This is a genomic window from Nocardia sp. GCM10030253 (genome assembly GCF_042675075.1).
Lineage (GTDB): Bacteria > Actinomycetota > Actinomycetes > Mycobacteriales > Mycobacteriaceae > Nocardia.
Map to the genome: position 1 here is coordinate 171,386 of NZ_JBHTDL010000004.1, position 22,428 is coordinate 193,813.

At 66.1% G+C, this 22,428-nt stretch carries 19 protein-coding genes; 14 read left to right on the top strand and 5 right to left on the bottom strand.

What is annotated here, in order from left to right; translation table 11 throughout:
• Window position 1 precedes the first annotated feature (1 nt).
• Genes nuoF through nuoN form a run of 8 tightly spaced genes read left to right on the top strand, consistent with a single transcriptional unit; the run spans window position 2 to window position 11,942 of the window.
• Complete coding sequence (nuoF, locus tag ACFQZZ_RS04850) at window positions 2-1,315, top strand: NADH-quinone oxidoreductase subunit NuoF (protein ID WP_378674516.1); 1,314 nt, start codon at window positions 2-4, stop codon at window positions 1,313-1,315.
• A complete protein-coding gene (locus tag ACFQZZ_RS04855) occupies window positions 1,312-3,795 on the top strand; it encodes an NADH-quinone oxidoreductase subunit G (RefSeq protein ID WP_378674519.1) in 2,484 nt (827 codons plus the stop codon). Before nuoF ends, ACFQZZ_RS04855 begins: the two co-directional genes overlap by 4 nt.
• Window positions 3,788-5,614, top strand: coding sequence for an NADH-quinone oxidoreductase subunit NuoH (nuoH, locus tag ACFQZZ_RS04860; RefSeq protein ID WP_378674522.1), 1,827 nt, complete (start codon window positions 3,788-3,790; stop codon window positions 5,612-5,614). Before ACFQZZ_RS04855 ends, nuoH begins: the two co-directional genes overlap by 8 nt.
• A complete protein-coding gene (locus ACFQZZ_RS04865) occupies window positions 5,611-6,465 on the top strand; it encodes an NADH-quinone oxidoreductase subunit J (RefSeq protein WP_378674525.1) in 855 nt (284 codons plus the stop codon). The genes nuoH and ACFQZZ_RS04865 overlap by 4 nt, the downstream gene beginning before the upstream one ends.
• A 15-nt stretch (window positions 6,466-6,480) precedes the next feature.
• Window positions 6,481-6,780, top strand: coding sequence for an NADH-quinone oxidoreductase subunit NuoK (gene nuoK / locus ACFQZZ_RS04870; RefSeq protein WP_218468988.1), 300 nt, complete (start codon window positions 6,481-6,483; stop codon window positions 6,778-6,780).
• Between the two features lies 1 nt (window position 6,781).
• Window positions 6,782-8,671 (top strand): NADH-quinone oxidoreductase subunit L, encoded by a 1,890-nt coding sequence (nuoL, locus tag ACFQZZ_RS04875; RefSeq protein WP_378674528.1) that lies wholly within the window; start codon window positions 6,782-6,784, stop codon window positions 8,669-8,671.
• Window positions 8,668-10,320, top strand: a complete 1,653-nt coding sequence (locus tag ACFQZZ_RS04880) for an NADH-quinone oxidoreductase subunit M (RefSeq protein WP_378674531.1) — start codon at window positions 8,668-8,670, stop codon at window positions 10,318-10,320. Before nuoL ends, ACFQZZ_RS04880 begins: the two co-directional genes overlap by 4 nt.
• On the top strand, window positions 10,317-11,942 hold the full coding sequence (nuoN, locus tag ACFQZZ_RS04885) for an NADH-quinone oxidoreductase subunit NuoN (RefSeq protein WP_378674534.1): 1,626 nt from the start codon (window positions 10,317-10,319) through the stop codon (window positions 11,940-11,942). The genes ACFQZZ_RS04880 and nuoN overlap by 4 nt, the downstream gene beginning before the upstream one ends.
• 72 nt (window positions 11,943-12,014) lie before the next feature.
• Here the strand turns inward: nuoN and ACFQZZ_RS04890 are convergent, their stop codons facing one another.
• A complete protein-coding gene (locus tag ACFQZZ_RS04890) occupies window positions 12,015-12,752 on the bottom strand; it encodes an SDR family NAD(P)-dependent oxidoreductase (RefSeq protein ID WP_378674537.1) in 738 nt (245 codons plus the stop codon).
• 538 nt (window positions 12,753-13,290) lie between these two features.
• Here ACFQZZ_RS04890 and ACFQZZ_RS04895 point away from each other — a divergent pair.
• Both ACFQZZ_RS04895 and ACFQZZ_RS04900 read left to right on the top strand, forming a co-directional pair.
• Window positions 13,291-14,571 (top strand): cytochrome P450, encoded by a 1,281-nt coding sequence (locus ACFQZZ_RS04895; protein ID WP_378674540.1) that lies wholly within the window; start codon window positions 13,291-13,293, stop codon window positions 14,569-14,571.
• A 10-nt stretch (window positions 14,572-14,581) separates the two neighbouring features.
• Window positions 14,582-15,814, top strand: a complete 1,233-nt coding sequence (locus tag ACFQZZ_RS04900; protein ID WP_378674543.1) for a cytochrome P450 — start codon at window positions 14,582-14,584, stop codon at window positions 15,812-15,814.
• A gap of 163 nt (window positions 15,815-15,977) precedes the next feature.
• Here the strand turns inward: ACFQZZ_RS04900 and ACFQZZ_RS04905 are convergent, their stop codons facing one another.
• Together ACFQZZ_RS04905 and ACFQZZ_RS04910 are read right to left on the bottom strand one after the other, a co-directional pair.
• Window positions 15,978-16,793, bottom strand: coding sequence for an ANTAR domain-containing protein (locus ACFQZZ_RS04905; RefSeq protein WP_378674546.1), 816 nt, complete (start codon window positions 16,791-16,793; stop codon window positions 15,978-15,980).
• Between the two features lie 322 nt (window positions 16,794-17,115).
• A complete protein-coding gene (locus ACFQZZ_RS04910) occupies window positions 17,116-17,946 on the bottom strand; it encodes an alpha/beta fold hydrolase (protein WP_378674549.1) in 831 nt (276 codons plus the stop codon).
• 149 nt (window positions 17,947-18,095) lie between these two features.
• Here ACFQZZ_RS04910 and ACFQZZ_RS04915 point away from each other — a divergent pair, with 149 nt between their 5' ends.
• From ACFQZZ_RS04915 to ACFQZZ_RS04925, 3 genes are read left to right on the top strand one after another with little or no spacing between them, the layout of a single operon-like run.
• On the top strand, window positions 18,096-18,686 hold the full coding sequence (locus ACFQZZ_RS04915) for a TetR/AcrR family transcriptional regulator (protein WP_378674552.1): 591 nt from the start codon (window positions 18,096-18,098) through the stop codon (window positions 18,684-18,686).
• Complete coding sequence (locus ACFQZZ_RS04920) at window positions 18,686-19,531, top strand: alpha/beta fold hydrolase (RefSeq protein ID WP_378674555.1); 846 nt, start codon at window positions 18,686-18,688, stop codon at window positions 19,529-19,531. Before ACFQZZ_RS04915 ends, ACFQZZ_RS04920 begins: the two co-directional genes overlap by 1 nt.
• A gap of 55 nt (window positions 19,532-19,586) precedes the next feature.
• Window positions 19,587-20,594 carry a hypothetical protein gene (locus ACFQZZ_RS04925; protein ID WP_378674558.1) on the top strand — a complete coding sequence of 336 codons (1,008 nt, stop codon included), beginning with the start codon at window positions 19,587-19,589 and terminating at the stop codon, window positions 20,592-20,594.
• 16 nt (window positions 20,595-20,610) lie between these two features.
• Here ACFQZZ_RS04925 and ACFQZZ_RS04930 read toward each other — a convergent pair whose 3' ends face one another.
• Window positions 20,611-20,922: a phage tail assembly protein gene (locus ACFQZZ_RS04930; protein ID WP_378674561.1), complete on the bottom strand. Its 312-nt coding sequence runs from the start codon at window positions 20,920-20,922 to the stop codon at window positions 20,611-20,613.
• 178 nt (window positions 20,923-21,100) lie between these two features.
• Here ACFQZZ_RS04930 and ACFQZZ_RS04935 point away from each other — a divergent pair, with 178 nt between their 5' ends.
• Complete coding sequence (locus tag ACFQZZ_RS04935; protein WP_378674564.1) at window positions 21,101-21,541, top strand: NUDIX domain-containing protein; 441 nt, start codon at window positions 21,101-21,103, stop codon at window positions 21,539-21,541.
• Here ACFQZZ_RS04935 and ACFQZZ_RS04940 read toward each other — a convergent pair.
• Window positions 21,534-22,289, bottom strand: a complete 756-nt coding sequence (locus ACFQZZ_RS04940; protein WP_378674566.1) for a hypothetical protein — start codon at window positions 22,287-22,289, stop codon at window positions 21,534-21,536. The genes ACFQZZ_RS04935 and ACFQZZ_RS04940 overlap by 8 nt on opposite strands.
• Window positions 22,290-22,428 lie beyond the last annotated feature (139 nt).

Below are 22,428 nucleotides of genomic sequence, written 5' to 3' on the forward strand. Positions count from 1 at the left end.
TATGACGTTGACTCCGGTACTCACCCGATACTGGGACGACCCGCGGTCGTGGACGATGGACACCTACCATCGCTACGACGGCTACCAGGCGCTGCGCAAAGCATTGCGGATGGAGCCCGATCAGGTCATCCAGACCGTCAAGGACGCGGGCCTGCGCGGCCGCGGCGGTGCGGGCTTCCCGACCGGCATGAAGTGGAGCTTCATCCCGCAGGGTCCCGGGCCGGACGGCACCATCAAGCCGCACTACCTCGTTGTCAATGCCGATGAGTCGGAACCCGGTACCTGCAAAGATATTCCGCTCATGCTGGCCACCCCGCACACACTGATCGAGGGTGTGATCATCGCCGCGTACGCCATCCGCGCGGCGCATGCCTTCATCTATGTGCGCGGCGAGGTGGTGCCGGTGCTGCGTCGCCTGCAGGCCGCCGTGGCCCAGGCTTACGAGGCCGGATACCTCGGGCGCAATATCCTCGGCACCGGCTACGACCTCGAACTGATCGTGCACGCCGGTGCCGGCGCCTACATCTGCGGCGAGGAAACCGCGCTATTGGACTCGCTGGAAGGCCGCCGCGGCCAGCCTCGTCTGCGGCCCCCGTTCCCTGCCGTCGCCGGGCTCTACGCCTGCCCGACCGTGGTGAACAATGTCGAATCCATTGCCAGCGTGCCGCCGATCATCCTCAACGGCACGGCCTGGTTCCGGTCCATGGGCACCGAGAAGTCACCGGGCTTCACGCTGTACTCCCTGTCGGGCCATGTCGCCCGACCCGGCCAATACGAGGCACCGCTCGGCATCACCCTGCGGGAACTCCTCGACTACGCCGGTGGCGTGCGCGCCGGACATCGAGTGAAATTCTGGACGCCGGGCGGCTCGTCGACACCGCTCTTCACCGACGAGCACCTCGATGTGCCCCTCGACTACGAGGGCGTCGCGAGTGCCGGATCCATGTTGGGCACCAAGGCATTACAGATCTTCGACGACACCACCTGCGTGGTGCGCGCCGTCCTGCGCTGGACCGAGTTCTACGCCCACGAATCCTGCGGCAAGTGCACGCCATGCCGCGAGGGCACCTACTGGCTCGTGCAGCTGCTGAAGCGCATCGAGGCGGGCCGTGGCACCGAATCCGATCTGGACAAGCTCCTCGATATCAGCGACACCATCAACGGCAAGTCGTTCTGCGCCCTCGGTGACGGCGCCGCCAGCCCGATCATCTCCTCCCTGAAGTTCTTCCGCGAGGAGTTCATCGACCATCTGCGCCTCGACGGCTGTCCGTTCGATCCCGCGCGCTCGACCGCCTGGGCCGAAGGAGTCCGATGACTGCCACCGTGAACGCGAATACCAGCGGGGTGGTCCCCGCCGACCTGGTGACCGTGACCATCGACGGCACCACCGTCAGCGTGCCCGCGGGCACGCTGGTGATCCGGGCCGCCGAACTGATCGGCATCCAGATCCCGCGCTTCTGCGACCACCCGCTGCTCGACCCGGTCGGCGCCTGCCGCCAGTGCATCGTCGAGGTGGAGGGCCAGCGCAAGCCGGTCGCTTCCTGCACGATGGCCGTCACCGACGGCATGGTCGTGCGCACCCAGCTCACCTCCGCCGTCGCCGACAAGGCGCAAGAGGGTGTGATGGAGCTGCTGCTCATCAACCACCCCCTCGACTGCCCCGTCTGCGACAAGGGCGGCGAATGCCCCCTGCAGAACCAGGCGATGTCGAGCGGTCGGCCCGAAACCCGGTTCGACGGCGTGAAACGCACCTACCCGAAGCCTATTCCGCTGTCCACGGCCGTGCTGCTGGACCGGGAACGCTGTGTGCTCTGTGCCCGCTGCACGCGCTTTTCCCAGGAGATCGCGGGTGATCCCTTCATCGAGCTCATGGAGCGTGGTGCGCTGCAACAGGTCGGCATCGCACAGGCCGAGCCGCTCGACTCGTACTTCTCCGGCAACACCGTCCAGATCTGCCCGGTCGGCGCGCTCACCGGCACCAGCTACCGGTTCCGCGCCCGCCCGTTCGACCTGGTGTCGAGCCCGAGCGTCTGCGAGCACTGCGCGTCCGGTTGCGCGCAGCGCACCGACCATCGCCGCGGCAAGGTGCTCCGCCGCCTTGCGGGCGACGACCCGCAGGTCAACGAGGAATGGAACTGTGACAAGGGCCGCTGGGCATTCGCCTATGCCACCGAACGCGACCGGCTGACCACACCGCTGGTGCGCGGCTGGGACGGGAACCTCGCCCCGGCCTCCTGGTCGGAGGCACTCGCCGCCGCCGCGGAAGGCTTGGCCGCCGCGTTCGGCAGCGCCGGTGTGCTAATCGGTGGCCGCGTCACCGAGGAAGACGCCTACGCCTATGCCAAGTTCGCGCGAATTGCCCTCGGCACCAACGACATCGACTTCCGCACCCGGGTGCATTCGGTCGAGGAGGCCGATTTCCTTGCCGCCCGCATCGCCGGGCAGGGCGTCACCGTCGACTACGACAGTATGGAAAAGGCACCGATCGTCCTGCTGGCCGGCTTCGAGCCCGAAGAGGAATCACCGATCGTCTACCTGCGGCTGCGCAAGGCTGCCCGCAAGCGCGGACTGCCCGTCTACTCGTTGGCCGCCTTTGCCTCCCGCGGTCTCGACCGCATGTCCGGCACCCTGCTGCAGGCGATGCCCGGCGCCGAGCCGCATCTGTTCGACACACTGCGCACCGGCGAAATCGCCACCGCCGGAATCTATTCCGCGCAAGTGACCGAGGCGTCGCGGCTGCTGCGGCAGCCGGGCGCGGTGATCATGGTCGGCGAGCGGCTCGCCGGAATCCCCGGTGCGCTCTCGGCCGCCGTCCGGCTCGCCGACGAGACCGGCGCGGCCCTGGCCTGGGTGCCGCGGCGCGCGGGTGAGCGCGGTGCGGTCGAGGCGGGCGCACTGCCCGGCCTGCTCCCCGGCGGCCGCCCGGTCGTGGATCCTCGTGCTCGCCAACAGGTTCGGGCAATCTGGAATGTGCCGGACCTGCCGGTGACCGTCGGGCGTGACACCGCCGCCATCCTGGAGGCCGCGCCCACCCTCGGCGCGCTCGTCATCGGCGGTGTCGACCTCGCCGATCTGCCGGACCCGCAGGCCGCGCTCGCCGCCGTCGACGCCGCCCGATTCGTGGTCAGTCTGGAACTGCGCCACAGTGCCATCACCGATCGCGCCGACGTGGTGTTCCCGGTGGCGTCGGCGATGGAGAAGTCCGGCACCTTCCGTTCCTGGGAGGGCCGGGCGCGGCCGTTCGACGCCGCACTGCGCGACTCCACCGTGCGCCGCGAGGCGGCGCCGCTGTCCGATCAGCGGGTGGTGCAGGCGATCGCGGACGAGATGAAAGTGCCTCTCGGCCTGCCCGATACCGCCGCCGCACGTGCCGAACTCGCCGAGCTCGGCGTCTGGGACGGCCCGCCCGTCGCGCCGCCCGCGCATCGCGCGCACCCGGTCACCCAGCCCGAACCGGGCACGGCTGTCCTCGCGGGCTGGCGAATGCTGTTGGACCAGGGCCGGATGCAGGACGGCGAACCGAATCTGGCGGGCATCGCGCGCCCGCCGGTGGTGCGCCTGTCCCCGGCCACCGCCGCCGAAATCGGTGCCGCCGAAGACGATCCGATCAGCGTTGTCACCGACCGCGGCACCGTCACACTGCCGCTGATGATCACCGACCTGCCCGACCGGGTGGTCTGGCTGCCGCTGAACTCGCCGGGAAGTTCGGTCTTCGAACAACTCGCCACCCAACCGGGCGGCGTGGTTCATCTGCGACGTGCGGACGAGAGGATGAAGGAACACCGTCATGAGTGATCTGTCCCTCTTCGGTCACGACCCGCTGTGGCTCGTGATCGGAAAGTCCCTCGCCATCTTCGGCTTTCTGCTGCTCACCCCCTTGATGGCGGTTTATCTCGAGCGAAAGATCGTCGCGTGGATGCAGATGCGCGTCGGCCCGAACCGGGTCGGCCCCAAGGGCACGCTGCAGGCCATCGCCGACGGCGTGAAGATGGCGCTCAAGGAAGACATCATCCCGACGATCGTGGACAAGCCGATCTTCATTATGGCGCCGATCATTTCGGTGATTCCCGCCGTGATGGCGTTCGCGGTCATCCCGTTCGGGCCGGAGGTGTCGATCCTCGGACATCGCACCGCGCTGCAGCTGACCGATATGCCGGTCGCCGTGCTCTACATCCTCGCCATCACCTCGGTCGGCGTGTACGGCATCGTGCTGGCCGGTTGGTCGTCGGGCTCGACCTACCCGCTGCTGGGCGGTTTGCGCTCGACGGCGCAGGTGATCTCGTACGAGATCGCGATGGCGCTGTGCTTCGCGACGGTCTTCCTGCTCAGCGGCACCATGGCCACCTCCGGCATCATCAAGGCGCAGGAGGGCACCTGGTACGTCTTCTTGCTGCTGCCGTCGTTCCTCATCTACTGCGTGTCGATGGTCGGCGAGACCAACCGGGCGCCGTTCGACCTGCCCGAGGCCGAGGGCGAACTCGTCGGTGGCTTCCACACCGAGTACTCCTCGCTCAAGTTCGCGATGTTCATGCTCGCCGAATACATCAACATGGCAACGGTTTCCGCGCTGGCGACCACGCTGTTCCTGGGCGGCTGGCGTGCACCGTGGCCGCTGAGCATGTGGGACGGCGCCAACTCCGGCTGGTGGCCGGTGCTCTGGTTCACCCTCAAGGTGTGGACATTCCTGTTCGTGTTCATCTGGCTGCGCGGCACGCTGCCGCGGTTGCGCTACGACCAGTTCATGAATCTCGGCTGGAAGCTGCTGATTCCGACCTCGCTGCTGTGGGTGATGCTGGTTGCCACGGCCCGCGTATTGGAGGCCGAGGGCTACCACGTCCAGACGCCCGCGCTGGTCATCGGCGGGCTGATCATCTCCGGGCTGATAGTGGGAATGTTCCTGCGGGCAGGGCGCGCGGGCGGCATGCCACCGCCGGAGGAGGAACCGAGCCCCGAGGTATCCGGCGCGAGCGGATCCGCGGTATTCCTCGGGTTCCCGACACCGCCGATGCCGGACCCGTCGCTGGCGCAGCCCACCCCGAAACCCGGACTGCTTGACCCGCTTGCCGGGTTCGTTGTCACCGCCTCGACGATGTTCAAGAAGGCCAATACCGAGTTCTACCCGGAGCAGAAGGTGCCGACCGCGCCGCGCTATCACGGTCGCCATCAGCTCAACCGGCACCCCGACGGACTCGAGAAGTGCATCGGCTGCGAGCTGTGCGCCTGGGCCTGCCCGGCCGACGCCATCTACGTCGAGGGCGCGGACAACACCGAGGAGGAGCGCTTCTCCCCCGGTGAACGCTACGGCCGGGTGTATCAGATCAATTATCTGCGCTGCATCGGCTGTGGTCTGTGCATCGAAGCGTGCCCGACAAGGGCGCTGACGATGACCAACGAATACGAGATGACCGACGACAATCGAGCAGATTTGATCTACGAGAAGGATCAGCTGCTCGCCCCGATGCAGCCGGGCATGAGCGCGCCACCGCACGCGATGTATCCCGGCGCCGACGAAGGCGACTACTACCGAGGCAACGTGCCGGGTGGCGCCGCCGAAGCGGAACCAACTCCCCCGAGGCTGCCCGCCACCGCGGGCGCGGAAGGAGGCGCGCTGTGAACGAGTTGATCCTCGCCGCCGAGCCACTCACCCGAGTTTCCACCGGTGAGGCCATCAGTTTCTGGATCCTCGCCCCGCTGGCGGTGATCGGCGCGCTCGGCATGGTCTTCGCGCCAAAGGCAGTGCATTCGGCGCTGTGCCTCGCGTCGACGATGATCGCGCTCGCGTGCATGTACATGGCCCAGGACGCCCTGTTCCTCGGCGTGGTGCAGATCGTCGTCTACACCGGCGCCGTGATGATGCTGTTCCTCTTCGTGCTGATGCTGGTCGGCGTCGACTCGGCCGAATCACTGCGCGAAACCATTCGCGGGCAACGGCTTTCCGCCGCCGCGGTCGGTCTCGGCTTCGGTCTGCTGCTCACGAGCGGCATCGCCTCCGGCATTCGCAACTCCGGAATCGCCTATCCCGCCACCGGATTCGCTGGCCGTGACGTGATCGGCGAACTGGCCGAGTTGATCTTCGTCCGCTATGTGTGGGCCTTCGAGCTCACCGGCGCACTGCTCATCGCCGCCACCATCGGCGCCATGGTGCTCGCGCACCGCGAGCAGTTCGGGCAGCGCCTCGGTCAGCGCGAAATGTCCCAGCGCCGGTTCCGCAGTATGGGTGACCCGCTGCATCCCTCCCGCCGCGCGACCCCGCTGCCCACGCCGGGCGTCTACGCCAGGCACAACGCGGTCGACATTCCGGCAAGGCTGCCGGACGGGTCCTTCGAAGAGTTGTCGGTCAGCACCATCCTGCGCCACCGCCGCACCCGCGCGCTCACCGAAGCGGCCGTCATCTCGGTCGGCTCGACGAGCAAACCCGACGGGACCGAAAACCACGCGCCCGCCGACGATTCCCCACAGAGCTGACGAGGAAGGCATACGGTGAACCCCCAGAACTACCTGTTCCTGTCCGCGCTGTTGTTCACAATCGGCGCCGCGGGAGTCCTACTGCGGCGCAATGCCATCGTCGTATTCATGTGCGTCGAGTTGATGCTCAACGCGGTGAACCTCGCCTTCGTCACCTTCGCAAGGCTGCATGCGAATCTGGATGGTCAGGTGTTCGCGTTCTTCACCATGGTGGTCGCCGCGGCCGAGGTCGTCGTCGGTCTCGCCATCATCATGACCATCTTCCGCGCCCGCCGCTCGACCTCGGTCGACGACGCCAACCTGCTGAAGTTCTGACATGGACAGGGAAAATCTCTGGCTGCTGCTGCCCGCGCTGCCACTGGCAGGCGCCGTCATCCTGCTGCTCGGCGGGAAGTACACCAACAAGTGGGGTCACCTGCTCGGCACCCTCGCGGCACTCGCGTCGTTCGCGGTCGCCGGGGTGGCGTTCTTCGACATGCTCGACCGCGCCGACGCCGAACGGGCTATCCACAAGGACCTGTTCAGCTGGGTGCCGGTGCCCGGGCTCGAGGTCGACTTCGGGCTCCAATTGGACCAGCTCTCGATCTGTTTCGCGCTGCTGATCACCGGAGTCGGATCGCTGATCCACATCTATTCCATCGGCTATATGAGCCACGATCCATCGCGACGACGGTTCTTCGCCTACCTCAACCTGTTCCTCGCGGCCATGCTGCTGCTGGTGCTCGCGAACAACTATCTGGTGCTCTACGTGGGCTGGGAGGGCGTCGGCTTGGCGTCCTATCTGCTGATCGGGTTCTGGCACGAAAAGCCCTCCGCCGCAACGGCGGCCAAGAAGGCGTTCGTGGTCAACCGGGTCGGCGACATGGGGCTGGCGATCGCCATGTTCACCATGTTCACGACCTTCGGCTCGATCAACTTCGCCGATGTGTTCGGCGCCGCGCCCGCCGCGAGCGAGGGAAAGCTCACGGCGATCGGGTTGCTGCTGCTGCTCGCCGCGTGCGGCAAGTCCGCACAGGTGCCGCTGCAGTCCTGGCTCGGTGACGCGATGGAGGGCCCGACCCCGGTGTCGGCGCTCATCCACGCAGCGACCATGGTCACCGCGGGCGTGTACCTGATCGCTCGGTCCGGCCCGATCTTCGACCTGGCGCCCAACGCCAGGCTCGCCGTGGTGCTGGTCGGCGCGGTGACGTTGCTGTTCGGTGCGATCGTGGGTTGCGCGAAGGACGACATCAAGAAGGCGCTCGCCGCCTCGACGATGAGCCAGATCGGCTACATGGTGCTGGCCGCCGGACTAGGCCCGGCAGGCTATGCCGTCGCCATCATGCATCTGCTCACCCACGGCTTCTTCAAGGCCGGATTGTTCCTCGGTGCGGGTTCGGTCATGCACGCGATGGACGATGAGACGGATATGCGGCGCTACGGCGGATTGCGCACGCTGCTGCCGATCACCTACGTCACCTTCGGCCTCGGCTATCTCGCCATCATCGGGGTGCCACCGTTCGCCGGGTTCTTCTCGAAGGACCGCATCATCGAGGCGGCGTTCAACCAGGGCGGTATCAACGGTTTGGCGCTCGGCACGGTGACGCTGCTCGGGGCCGGGCTGACCGCGTTCTACATGACGCGGGTGATGCTCCTGACCTTCTTCGGCAAACGCCGCTGGAAGCCCGACACCCATCCGCACGAGTCTCCCGTGGTGATGACCGGGCCCATGATCCTGCTGGCCGTGGGATCGGTCGCCGCGGGCGGGCTGTTCGTACTCGGGTCGTCGCTGCAGAACTGGCTGGAACCCGTCGTCGGAGCGCATCACGGCGAGGAGGCGGTTCCCGCCGCGGTCGTCACCGCGCTCGCGCTCATCGTGGTCGCCGTCGGTGTCGGTGTCGCCTACCGCCAGTACGCACAGCGTGAGATCCCCGAGACCGCGCCGGAAACGGTGACCGCACTGACCGTCGCGGCGCGCAAGGACCTCTACGGTGACGCGCTCAACGAAGGCGCGTTCATGCGTCCCGGCGCGTACCTGACGCGGGTACTCGTCTTCCTCGACAACCGCGGCATCGACGGGATCGTCAACGGCACCGCCGCGCTGATCGGCGGTCTGTCCGGCCGCATCCGGCGAGTCCAGTCCGGATTCGTGCGTTCTTATGCCCTGTCCATGTTCACCGGCGCGGCCCTGGTGGCCGCAGCCCTGCTGGCGGTGAGGATCTGGTGACCGATTTTCCCTGGTTGACCATTCTGTGGGTGTTGCCCGCGGTCGGCTCTGTGGCTGTGCTCGTGCTGCCTGCTGCACAACGCACGCTGGCCCGCTGTTCGGCGTTCGCCATCTCGATCGCGGTGCTCGTGGTCGCCGTCATGGTGGCGGTGCGCTTCGATCCCGGTGGGGCGCAATATCAGTTCGTAGAGGATCACGAGTGGATACCGGCCTTCGGCGCCGGATACACGGTGGGCGTGGACGGGATCGCACTGGTGCTGGTGCTGCTCACCACGGCGCTGGTGCCACTGCTGATCCTGGCGGGCTGGAATGACGAACGCGAAGTCGCAAGCGGTGCCGTTTCGAGCGACCCGCAAGCAGTCGCAAGCGGTGGCCGCCGTGTAGTGCACACCTACGTCGCGCTCAGCCTCATGGTCGAGGCGATGGTGCTGGTTTCCTTTGTCTCGCTGGACATCCTGCTGTTCTACGTGTTCTTCGAGGCCATGCTCATCCCGATGTACTTCCTCATCGGCGGCTTCGGACCACGCAGTGCGGATGTGCAGCTGCGCCAGCAGCGGTCGCGGGCGGCGGTGAAGTTCCTGCTCTACAACCTGTTCGGCGGGCTGATCATGCTGGTCGCGGTGATCGGGTTGTATGTGCTCACCGCGCGGGAAGGGCTCGGCGAGGGTTCGGCGGGCACCTTCGACTTCCGCGCCGTGGTCGCCGCCGCCAATGCCGGACAGCTCGGCGCCGGTCCAGCCGTGCTCAACGCGCTGTTCCTCGGGTTCATGTTCGCGTTCGCGGTGAAGGCCCCGCTGTGGCCGCTGCACACCTGGCTGCCCGATGCGGCGGTCGCGGCGACTCCGTCCAGTGCAGTGCTGATGATGGCGGTGGTCGACAAGGTCGGCACCTTCGGCATGCTGCGCTACTGCCTGATGCTGTTTCCGGATGCCTCGGGCACTTACGCGCCGCTGGTGATCACCCTCGCGGTGGTCGGCATCATCTACGGTGCGCTGCTTGCCGTCGGCCAGACCGACGTGATGCGGCTGATCGCCTACACCTCGATCTCGCACTTCGGATTCATCATCCTCGGCATCTTCGCTATGACGAGCCAGGCGCAGACCGGGGCGACGTTGTATATGGTCAACCACGGCATTTCGACCGCCGCACTGTTCCTGATCGCCGGATTCCTGGTCTCGCGCAGGGGAACCCGCGTAATCGCCGAGTACGGCGGGGTGCAGAAGGTCGCGCCGGTGCTTGCTGGCACCTTCTTCATCGCCGGTCTCGCCACCCTGTCGCTGCCCGGTCTCGCGCCGTTCGTCAGCGAATTCCTGGTCCTGGCCGGTACGTTCAGCCGCTACCAGGTCGCGGCCGTCATCGCGACCGGTGCGCTGGTGCTCGCTGCGCTGTATGTGCTGTGGCTCTATCAGCGGATGATGACCGGCCCGGTGAAGGAAGGCAACGAACGGCTCCACGATCTGGTCCCTCGCGAACTCGCCGTGGTGGTACCGCTGATCGCCGCGCTGCTGTTCCTCGGCGTCTACCCGAAACCGGTGCTGGACTTCATCAATCCCGCGGTCGGGCAGACGCTGACCACCATCGGCCACCACGATCCCGCGCCATCGACACCGTCGCAGCCCGAAGCGGGCGCGGAAGGACGGCATAAGTGACTTCCTACGAATACGGAACTGTGCTCGCCGCGACGGTCCCCGCACCGAGCATCGAGTACAGCAAGCTCTCGCCGATGCTCATCGTTTTCGGTGTCGCGGTGGTCGGGGTTTTGGTCGAAGCGTTCCTGCCACGGCCGTATCGGTACGCGACGCAGGTGGTGCTCGGACTCGCCGGTTTGGTAGCGGCACTGGTTGCCGTCGTTCGACTCTCGGGCACCAACGCCACCGTGATGGTCGGTGCGGTGTCGGTCGACGGTGTCACGCTGTTCCTGCAGGGCACGATCCTTGTCGTCTCGATCCTGGCGCTGCTGTTCATCGCCGAGCGTGGCGCGGAGCCGCGGCCGGAAGGACGTTCCGGCCCCGGCACGTGGAGTCTGGCGGCGGCGACCGTCGGGCGCGGGGTGGACGCGTTCACTCCGCAAGCCTCCGCGGTGCCGGGCAGTGCGGGCGAAATGGCGGCCATCCGAGCGGGTGTCGCGACCACCGAGGTGTTCCCGCTGACCATACTGGCGATCGGTGGACTGCTGCTCTTCCCGGCGTCCAACGATCTGCTCACCATGTTCGTCGCGCTCGAGGTGCTGTCGCTGCCGCTGTATCTGCTGTGCGGGCTGGCCCGCCGCAGGCGGCTGCTCTCCCAGGAAGCGTCGCTCAAGTACTTTCTGCTCGGCGCGTTTTCGTCGGCGTTCTTCCTCTACGGTGTCGCGCTGCTCTACGGCCAGGCGGGCACCGTCCGATTCGGCGGGATCGCCGAATCGATAGCGCAGCACCCGGAGAACACCACTCTCGCCGTGCTCGGTGTCGGTCTGCTCGCGGTCGGACTGCTGTTCAAGATCGGCGCGGTGCCCTTCCAGTCCTGGGTGCCCGACGTGTACCAGGGTGCACCGACGCCGATCACCGGATTCATGGCCGCCGCAACGAAGATCGCCTCGGTCGGCGCCCTGCTGCGCCTGCTCCAGGTCGCCGTCCCCGGTCTGCGCGACGAATGGGGGCCGATACTCGCCGCCATCGCCATCGCCACCATGCTCATCGGCGCGGTCATGGCGATCACCCAGACCGATGTGAAGCGAATGCTCGCGTACTCCTCGGTCGCCCACGCCGGCTTCATCCTCATCGGCCTGGTCGCCTCCAACGACGCGGGCGTCTCGGCCGTCCTCTTCTACCTGCTGGCCTACGGCATCGGCACCGTCGGCGCCTTCGCGGTCGTCAGCCTGGTTCGCGAAAGTTCCGGAGACGAAGCGACGGCCATGTCCCAATGGGCAGGTCTCGGGCGCCGATCACCCGCCCTGGCAACGGTGTTCGCCCTCTTCCTGCTCTCCTTCGCCGGCCTCCCCCTGACCAGCGGCTTTGTCAGCAAGTTCGTCGTCTTCCAAGCCGCGGCGTCCGGCGGCGCCACCCCCCTGGTCATCATCGGCGTCATCTCCAGTGCCATCGCCGCCTTCTTCTACATCCGAGTCATCGTCCTGATGTTCTTCACCGACCCACCGACGGATGCCCCCGTGGTCGTCACCCCATTCCTGACCACCACGGTCGTCACCTTCACCGCCGGAGCCACCATCCTGCTCGGCATCCTTCCTCAGCCCCTGCTGGATATCGCCGAACGCGCGGCCACCTTCGTCCGCTAGTTCCGCACCGACCAGTACCGCCGCACGTCATCGTGCGGCGGTACTTTCGTATCGGCGGCAGTTCCTTGGACGTCAGTGCAAGTACGAGGCGCCGTTGACGTTCAACACGGCGCCCGAGGTCCAGGTCGCTTCCGGGGAAGCGAGATACCGCACTGCCGAGGCGATTTCCTCGGGTTCGGCGACTCGGCCGAAGGGGCTTTGGGCTCGGACCTCGTCGGTGACGCGGTGCACGACTCGTTCGGTCGCTACGAAACCGGGTGCGACCGAGGCCACCGCGATGCCGTAGGGAGCAAGGTAGACCGCCAGCGACTGGCCGAGCGCGTGCACCCCCGCCTTGCTCGCGCCGTAGGCGGGGTAGTCGGGCTCGCCGCGGAAAGCGCCGCGGGAGCCGAGGTTGACGATGCGGCCCGCGACACCCCGGTCGATCATGTGCCTGGCGGTGCAGTAGGAGACATTGGCCGTGCCGAACAGGTTGACATCCATGGTCTGACGCCATGCCTGCTGCCAGTCCGCATAGGTGGTCTCCGCCAACGGATGCGGGATGTTCACCGCCGCATTGTTGACCAGAACGTGCACGGTACCCAGCCCCTCGACAGCCTCGGCGACGATCGACTCGGCCCCGTCCGGTGACCCGATATCGCCGCGGACCAACACATGCCCCGCTCCGGGCAACCCGCGCAAGGTCTCTTCGGCGTCGTCCTTGCCGGACGAGTAGTGCACTGCCACCCGGTCCCCGTTTTCGGCAAACGCTCGCGCGATCGCCCGTCCGATCCCCCGCGACGATCCCGTCACCAACACGCCACGACTCATTCGTTCATCACCACGCCCCAAGCCTGCCATCACCACTGATCGTCGACACAGCCCGCCCGCAGGCCACGGCAAATTCCCCGTGTGATCGATAGCAGCTCAGCATATTCGCGAGCCCGTACACATCCCGCATCGATGGCACGCACTGTTACCGCATCGAGAGATACTTGCCTGCAATGCTGCTAATCTGGGCCAGTCGTCGGGTTTCGGGCGGCTGGAAGGGCTTGCTTGTTCGGTCGGTGATTGTCGAAATCATCTGTCCTGCAGGGACTGTGAGGGTGGCGATGGTGAGACTGCGAGTGGCCTCACCAGTACCCCGGTCCTCGACACTGACCTCATTGCCGGGGTCACGATGGTCGGTACTGCGAGGAAGGCTGAACGAAGCGATGTGGCGGGAGGCTGTAAGTCGATGAACGAAGAGCGCAGCGCGCCATCGGAACCCCGGCGCACCTCTGACCTCGCTCGGCGCATCGTGATCGAGACGCCTGCCCGCGTTCACTGATCATTCGTCGAGTTCGTTCCATCGTCTGGAGTCCACGCTTTGACCACGCCACATTCGCCATTGTCGGCCGCGCCCAACGCAACCACGACCGGAACCTGCCCCGTCGCACACGGCTCACCGATCGATTCCGACGGCCGCCCTCGCGTCTCACTGAATACCCCCGAGTTCGCCGCCGATCCGCACCACGCCTACCGCGACATGCGCAGTAAGTACGGCTCGATGGTGCCGATGGAGCTGGCGCCGGATGTGCCCGCCACCTTGGTGATCGGTTACAACACCGCACTGCGGATCCTCAACGACCCGGACCACTTTCCGGCCGATCCGCGGACCTGGCAGCAGCACGTTCCCGACGACTCCCCCATTAAACCGATGATGGAGTGGTATCCGAACGCACTGCGCAACAGTGGGGCGGCGCACGCTCGCTATCGGCAGGCATACACCGCGAGTATCGACGGGATCGACCTGCATGCGCTGCATTCCACCGTCGAGAAGATCGCTGTCCCGCTGATCAACACCTTCTGCGAGACCGGTTCGGCCGATCTGGTGTCCCAGTACGCGCTTCCGCTGGTCTTCGAGCTGCTCAACCAGATGGTCGGCTGCTCGACGGAGCTCGGACAGCGGGTCGCGACCGGAATGGCCGCGCTCTTCGATACGGTCAACGCAGCGTGGGGCATGCAAACGCTCAGCGAGGCGCTGATGGAGCTGATTCACCTGCGCCGCGCGGAGCCCGGCGACGACGTCACCTCACGCCTTGCGCATCACCCTGCCGAGCTCGATGACACGGAGATGCTCTCCCAGCTGATCAGCTTCTACGGTGCGGGTATCGAGCCGCAGCAGAATCTGATCACCAACACCCTGCTGCTGATGCTCACCGATGACCGGTTCGGCGGCGAAGTCCTCGGCGGCAGCCTATCGACCCGCGACGCGCTCGATGAGGTGCTGTTCAACGACCCGCCGATGGCGAACTTCTGCATGAGCTACCCACGGCAGCCGATCCTGATCGAAAACACCTGGCTGCCCGCACATCAGCCGGTCCTCATCAGTCTCGCGGGCTGCAATAACGACCCCGAGATCCGCGGCGGCGACCGCGCCGGTAATCGGTCGCATCTGGCGTGGAGCGCCGGACCGCACGCCTGCCCGGCCAAGTCCGTGGCGTACCTGGTCGTGCAGGACGCCATCGATCAACTGCTCGACGCTCTCCCCGAAATGCGACTAGGCGTGCCGCAAGACGAGTTGGTCTGGCGGCCAGGTCCTTTCCACCGGGCGATGGCCGCGTTGCCGGTCGTCTTCCCCAAGTCCCCTCCGTTGAACCTGGTGTAAGGAGCGTCTGATGGAGCATGAACCGATCGTCCTCGACACGAGCGGTGCCGATATCCAAGGCGAGTCCGCGCGAATCCGTGCGCGTGGACCTGTCGCGCTGGTGGAGTTGCCCGGTGGCGTGCCCGCGTGGTCGGTGACCGACGCCGTCGTGCTCAAGAGCCTGCTGGCCGACCCCCGGGTGTCGAAGGACGCTCGGCAGCACTGGGCGGCGTACCTGAACGGCGAGATCACCGAGGCCTGGCCACTGCTGCCGTGGGTGGCGGTGGACAACATGTTCACCGCGTACGGCGCCGATCATCGACGCCTGCGGAAGTTGGTCGCACCCGCGTTCACCAATCGTCGCACCACCGCGCTGCGTCCGCGCATCGAGGCGATCACCCAAAACTTGGTGGAGGAAGTGTCGGCGACGCCGCGCGGTGAATCTGTCGATCTGCGAGCGCGATTCGCCTATCCGGTGCCGATCCGGATCATCAGCGAACTGATGGGTGTGCCGGACCACCTCGGCTCCGCCATCCACAAGTGCGTCGACGGGTTCTTCGACACGTCGTTCACCCCGGAGCAGGCGCAGGCCAACTACCTCGAGATGTACCGGCTCATCAGTGAACTCGTGGCCTACCGGCGCGAAAGGCCCGGCGACGACATCACCAGCGTGTTGATCGCCAACCGCGACGAGGACGACGGCTCGCAACTGACCGAGAAAGAACTTGTCGATACGCTGATGCTGGTCATCAACGCCGGCCATGAGACCACTGTCAACCTGCTCGACCAGGCGATCTTCGCGCTATTGACCCACCCGCAGCAGCGCGCCGACGTGGTCGAGGGCCGGGTGCCCTGGTCGGATCTGGTGGAGGAAACGCTGCGCTACGAGGCGCCCGTCGCGCATCTGCCATTGCGCTATGCCGTCGACGACATCGACATCGACGGCATCCGCATCCCCAAGGGCGACGCGATCCTGGCCTCGTACGCGGGCGCCAGCCGCGACCCGAAGGTACACGGCGCAACAGCCGACGAGTTCGATGTACGCCGCGTGACCAAGGACCAACATGTCGCCTTCGGCCACGGCGCCCACCATTGCATCGGCGCCCCCCTCGCCCGGATGGAGGCAGCGATCGCGCTCCCCGCACTGTTCAACCGTTTCCCGAACCTGAGTTTGGCGGTGGACCCGGCGGAGCTGGCGCCTATAGGCAGCTTCATCTCCAACGGCCACGCAAAGCTCCCGGTATACCTGGATACGGCGGAGTAGATCTCTGCCGAGTGGGGTGTCGTCCGCGAGCACCCCACTGAATCCGTGCAAGCCGAATTCACCCGCAAGGGCCAAACCGGTCGACGCGTTGGCGGCAGCCGCCCTGGTGCACGAATTCGGCTGCACGGCAATGAATCCCAGCCCATCGGCACTGTCCGTGCCATCAGCACCCACCTTGTGGGTCCCGGATGCCCGTGGTTCGATTGACGTTCGTGGATTTCTGCGACGTCGACCCGGAGGCCCGGGCGACGGATGTCGGACCTCCCCAGATCTTGGTGTCCACGGTGCCCTCGACGATCGCCCTGGCGAGATCGGACAGGCGTATGTTGTTGCCGCGGGCATGTTCTCGCAGGCGGTGGAATGCCTCGTCCATATCGAATCCGCCGCGTTCGGCGAGCACACCCTTGGCCTGTTCGATGACTATCCGGGTATTCAGCGCCACCTGCAGTTGCCGATTGACCGCTTCGGTGCGGGTCAGCACACGCTGATGCAGAATCCCGATCGTGGCCATATCGGCCAATGCCTGTGCCACCATCACGTCCCGCGCGGGTAATGCGCCCGCGGCCGTGCAGAAAAAATTCAGCACGCCGACCCGTTCGTCTCGCAGTTGCATCGGGACCGCGCACACCGCATGAAAGCCCGCATCGAGCGCACGCTCGGCAAACGCGGTCCAGCGCGCCATTTCTGCCGTGAGGTCTTCGACGACCACCACCCGGCCGGTGTTGTAAGCGAGCACGCATGGACCCTCCTCGGCCCGCACCTGAAACAGTTCCAGCAGTCTGGCCTGCTCGGTGGTCGAGGCAAGTACCTGCAATCCGACTCCGGGTGCGGCGAGCAGAATGCCTGCCGCGTCGACCGTCAACAGGTGCACACAGTCGTCGACCAGCCGCTGCGCCAGTTCGATGACGTCGTAGTCCGCAACGAGAGTGTCGGCCAGTTCCACCAATGCCCGGACAAGCGGGCCTTCCCGTCTCTCCATCGCATCCTCCTGACGGATGGTCGGCGTCTATCCGACCAGGGGTGTCGCGATGCAGGTTCAGCACGCCGACGCGCGCGACGCCTTTCGGTGGGTCCAGTGCCACACCGAGCAGCCGCCGCCGGCGTGCGGCCAGCGTCATCCGATGAAGACCGACGCACCATATTCGATGCTAATCCCGAGTCGCGCTACTGGCGTCGAGGGCCCTGAGCGGCGGGCCGCTGTTTTCGACTCATGGCAGCAGAGCCCGGTCGCGGACAGCCATAGTCGACACAGGTCAGCACTCGCCTCTGGCGCTGACCCGTCGACGCTGTCCGCCCGTACGCTACGCCCGCAGCACCTCGCGCAAACGGGGGGCGAAGGCGGCCGGGTCCTCCGCGAAACCGGTATGGTCGCCTGGGAACAGCACTGGTTCGACACCGAGGATCTCCCCCAGCGCCTGCGACGTGCGATCGCACAACTGTCCGGCGGAATCGGCGCCGATACCGATCACGATGCGTGCGGCCGTCGCGCGCAATGCTGCCGAATCGGGTTCCCACGAGGTGGTCGCGCGGAGTTCGTGCGCGAACCAGTAACTCTCGCTCGCCTGCTGCCGCGGCTCGCGTTCCCCTCCGAAGATCTGCTCGAGCATCGGCTCCGGCATCTGAATGTTGGCCTGCGCCATAAACTTCCGCCAGGCACCCAAGGTGTCGCCGGCCTGGTAGGTGGCGATGATGTCTTCGGTTTTCGCATGCTGCTCCGCACGGTCGTCGAGCAGCGCGAGCAACGGCGGTTCGTGCGCAACGATCGTCGTGACCAGATCGGGGTGGGCTTGCGCAAGGGCCAGCGCCGTGACGGCACCGCCACTGGAGCCGAACACCACCGCCGGGCCCGCGGCGACGTGGGCGATCAGGCGGGCGAGGTCGTCGGCCCGTAATTCCGGGGTCGAGTCCTGCTCCGGGTCGTCGAGCACGCTGCTCTGGTGGCCGCGCGGGTCGGTGGTGAGGACGGTGTGATCGGTGGCGATCAAGTCCGCCAGCGGCGCGAAGGCCGCCGCATCCATGGGAGCAGCCACCAGCACGACCAATGGTCCCGTGCCACGCAGCTCGTAATACAGGCGGGCGCCGGGTACATCGAGTTCGGCGGCGGTAGCGGAGGCGGTCGAAGTCTGGGTCATCGGTTCTCCTCGAGGAGTAGTCCAGCGTGTCCATATGTTGACTGCGGCCGCCCCGAAAACTCATCGGTCGCGCGAATATCCCCAGGACAATGCCACTTGCACCTAGAGCTATTAGGTTTTAACCTAGGAGTCCTAGGAAGGAGGTGAATATGTCCCCACGCGCCGGTCTCACGGCCGACAAGATCGTCCTCGCAGCGGCCGAGCTGGCCGACGAAGTCGGCTTCGACAACATCACCGTGTCCGCACTGGCACGAAAGTTCGATGTCAAGGACGCGAGCCTGTACTCGCACATCAAGAACATCAAAGACCTGCGCTGCCGGGTATCCATGCTTGCTGCCGAGGAGAAGACCGACCTGATCTCCGCGGCGGTCGCGGGTCTGGCGGGACGCGACGCGCTCGCCGCCTACGCCAACGGCTGGCGCCAGTACGCGCTGACACACCCGGGTCGCTATGCGGCGACCCAGATGCCACTGGATCCCGTCGTGGCCGCGGCCTGGCCCGGCTGGCGCCGCGGCATCGACCTGACCTACGGGATGCTGCGCGCCTACGGCCTCGAGGAACCTGATCTCACCGACGCGGTTCGCTTGCTGCGCAGCACCTTTCACGGCTACACGAACTTGGAGGCGACCGGCGGCTTCGGACATTCCCGCCCAACCGCGGCCTCCTGGGAACGCATCATCGACGCACTGCACATCGCACTCGAACAGTGGCCGTCGACCGACAAGGAGGACCAGAAATAATGCGAAGCGACACCATAAAGGTGCCCGGCGCGACCATCTTCTACGAGGTCCGCGGCAGCGGCCCGGTGCTGCTGATGCTGGCGGGCAGCGGCGGCGATGCGGTCATCTTCGACCAGATCGCCGAGCCACTCGCCGAGCACTTCACCGTCGTAGCTATCGACCCGCGCGGCTATTCACACAGCACTCTCGACAATCCGGAACGCGGCGATCTGACCGCCGAGGTGCTGAGCGACGACGCCTACCGCATCCTCGAACACCTCACTCCCGCAGGCGAAGACGCCTATGTCTTCGGTGGCAGCGGCGGTGCGGCCGTCGCGCTCGACCTGCTCGCCCGGCACCCCGAGCGAATTCGACTGGTGATCGCCCACGAACCACCGTTGTTCGGAATCCTGCCCGACGCGGCGGAGCATCGAGCGTTCGTCGAGGAGGTCTACCAGCTTTTCCGCACGGAGGGTCCCGCGGCGGCGGGCGCCCGGTTCGTCGAAGGCGTCGGTGCCACCATGAAGGGCTTCCCCAACCCTGACGACCTGCCGCCCCGCACAGCCGGGTTGATTCGCAGGATCTTGGCCAACGTGCCATTGATGATGGCGCACGAATTGCGACCGATCACCTCCTATCTGCCCGATGAGGCGGCGTTGGCGGCCGTTTCCGATCGCCTGGTCCTGGGTGCGGGCGATCTGACCCGCGGAAAGCTGTCGCATCTTCCGGCCGCTGCCCTCGCGGCGAACCTGGGTCTGCCGCTGACGGTGTTCCCCGGCGGCCACAGTGGATTCACCGACGAACCAGCGGCGTTCACGCAGCTCATGCTGGACCTGCTGCTCGGTGCCCGCAGCGCCACGAGCTGATACCGGACCGGACCGGTGCTACAGCACCGGGCCGGTCTCGGCTTAGGGTTGCGGTATGCGCGCCAACAAAGGTTTGACCTTCGGCATCTACGCAGCAAGCCAGGTAGGCACCAGCATCGGAGCCCCCGACGAGCCGACGGCGATCGACAAGCTCATCACCGCGCTGCAGTCCGGCAAACCGTTCGTCGTCCGCGAATACCTGCACTACCTGGGCGCCGAACCCGAGCCCGAACGCGTCGCAGTAGTCGATCCGGAACGGGAGCTGCGCACTCTCACCATGCCCGACGAGTGGTACGTAACCCAACGCCGCCAACTCGACCTGGTCCTCAGCTATCTGCCGACCACAGCGGACATCGCCGGCTGGCTGGCGTTCATCGACCGCGCCATCCACCGCTACGGCCCGATCACCCGCTTCCTGCAAATCACCCTGGAACCCAATTTCGCCATCCCCTGGATCGACGGCAGCTCACCCGGCGTCCTCGACGCACTCACCGAGGGCATCGCACACGCTCGCCGCGAACTGGACCGACTCGGACACAACCAGGTCGACCTCGGATTCTCGGTAGCCGAACCACCGGAATGGCTCGGCGGTGACGCGGACTTCTGGCAACACCTGGCCAAGATCCCGACCGCGGAATTCGCCGACTTGATCGACTACGTCGGCCTCGCCCTCTACCCCGACGCCTTCTCCCCCGCGGCCCCCGCGGGCGCACCGGGCAACATCATCGAACTCACCGAACACGCCATCCGCCACCTACGCGAAACCAGCCTCCCCACAGCACATCTGGATTCCGTCGCCCTACACATCGCCGAAAACGGCACCCCGACCGGACCGGACCGATCGCCCCGCCGGCAAGCCGACGGCCTCGAGCAGATGATCGAAACAATCATCGACGTCGCGCCCGGCCACAACGTCACCCACTACGAACTGGTCGGCCTACGCGACGCCAACTCCGCAGCCCCCGAACCCACCAACCAACTGGGCATCGCTACCGATGACTACCGCCCCAAGCCCGCATTCACGCTGTACCAAACACTGATCGACGAACACTCGGTGCACTGAACGACGCAGCGTTCAATCAATCCCTCATGGAGATGGGGCCGTTGATGCGCTTGTACATGTCCTCGAGATAGGCCAGGTCCTCTGCGTAGAGACACTCGATCACCCCAGCACCGACGCTGTCCAGGGTTCCCAGCTTGGTTATAACCGGGGCGATCAGAACCACGGCAAAATAGCCGGGATTGTCACGCATCCGCTGCTTGTCGACTGGCGCGAGCTCATCCTGTGGGGTCGCTCGGCGCATCATCCCGGTCCGGTGCACAACACCCTCGAGGTCGACGTATCCCCGGGGCAGCTCGAATCGGAACTCGGTGGTGCTTGCTGCAGTCATGAGACGGTCCTTTCGAAGTGATCGGCGATTGCACAACTCGACCTTCGACCTACTCAGAACCCGTGCACTCTTCGACAGCGCACACCCCCATCGTCACACGCCGAACCGACTGTGACACCCGAATCAGTGAACGTCCACCATCGCTGAAATACCGGCACGCGATGACGATAATTCTCAGATGCGCGCCGCAATCACCGAAATCATTGCCCGGGCCGTCGTCCGCGAGGGCAACCGGCTACTGGTGGCTCGCGAGCGCGGTAAGCGGTGGGTCTTCTTGCCTGGCGGCCACGTCGAGCCCGGCGAGCCGGTCGAGTCGGCGCTGGCCCGTGAGCTGGTCGAAGAGCTCGGGACAACGGGCCGGATCCTCCGCCTCGTCGGCGTCGTGGAACACGGCTATATCGATGACAACGAGACCACTCGGCACGAGGTAAATCTCGTCTTCGATGCCGAGCTCGACGGCATACCGGCCGGCCGAGAGGAGCATCTCGAATTCGACTGGCTACCAATGGATCAGCTTGCCACGACCGATCTTCGGCCGAACGCGATGAAAGGGGTTGATCGCCAGCGGTGCTGGCTCGCTCTGGCACGGATGGGGCGGCTGACACCAGCCGTCAGGTGAGTTCGTCGACTTCCAGGTAGATCTCCTCGGTGACCTCGACAGCGACAGCGAAACCGTGCGCCCCACCGAGCGACGCGGTCGCGAAGAATGAGCCATGCACGGTTTCCCCGACCGCGAGCCGAGCGCCGGTGAACTCGCGCTGCCCGAGTTCGACCGGTTGCGCGTGTTCGAATCCGCGCTGGCTGAGGTCATCAGGCAGTGGCTTGCCCGCCATGTTCGTGGCGCTGCCGGGAACCAGGCGGGCGGCGACGATGTGATCGAAGCTCGGGCGGCCGTTGATGGCGTGGGCCAGGTAGAGGCGGCCGGGTCTGCCGAAACACAGGTAGGTCAGTGGCTCGCCACCATGTTGTTCGTTCGGATCGAGATCGGCGAAGTACAGGACCATACGAATGGTGGCGAGAACTTCGTCGGCGATCGGGGTGCCGCCGCGCTCGAAGTGACCGCGTACCAGGGTGCCCCGGATGGTCGTGCGCACGGGGCCGGTGCGCGGATCCAGTTCGGCCAAGGGGAATTCCATGGGGTCGAAAGTGTGGATTCCGGCGACCCCGGCTTGCCGGTCGGCGTGCAACGCCGCCGCACCGCGCTCATCGAGCTCGACGTCGAGCAGAACCTGCGCGTTGTGCGGCGCCATGAACATCGGCAGGTGCGAGAAGTACACATCGTCACCGGTCCCGAAGACCAGCATCCCGTGAGTGCCCAGGGTGGCCATCGCGTCGGGTGCGGCGTCGTGGGTATGTGTATCGCTCATAATGACACCCCTTTCTGTGATCGGACGGATTCCGGGGCGGAATCGACCACAGCCAGCGTCGCAAGGAAATCTCGGGCAACCACGAGTGTGCTGCTACCTGATTCACTGTGGAAACGGCGCAGCTACCTGTTCAGGCCAT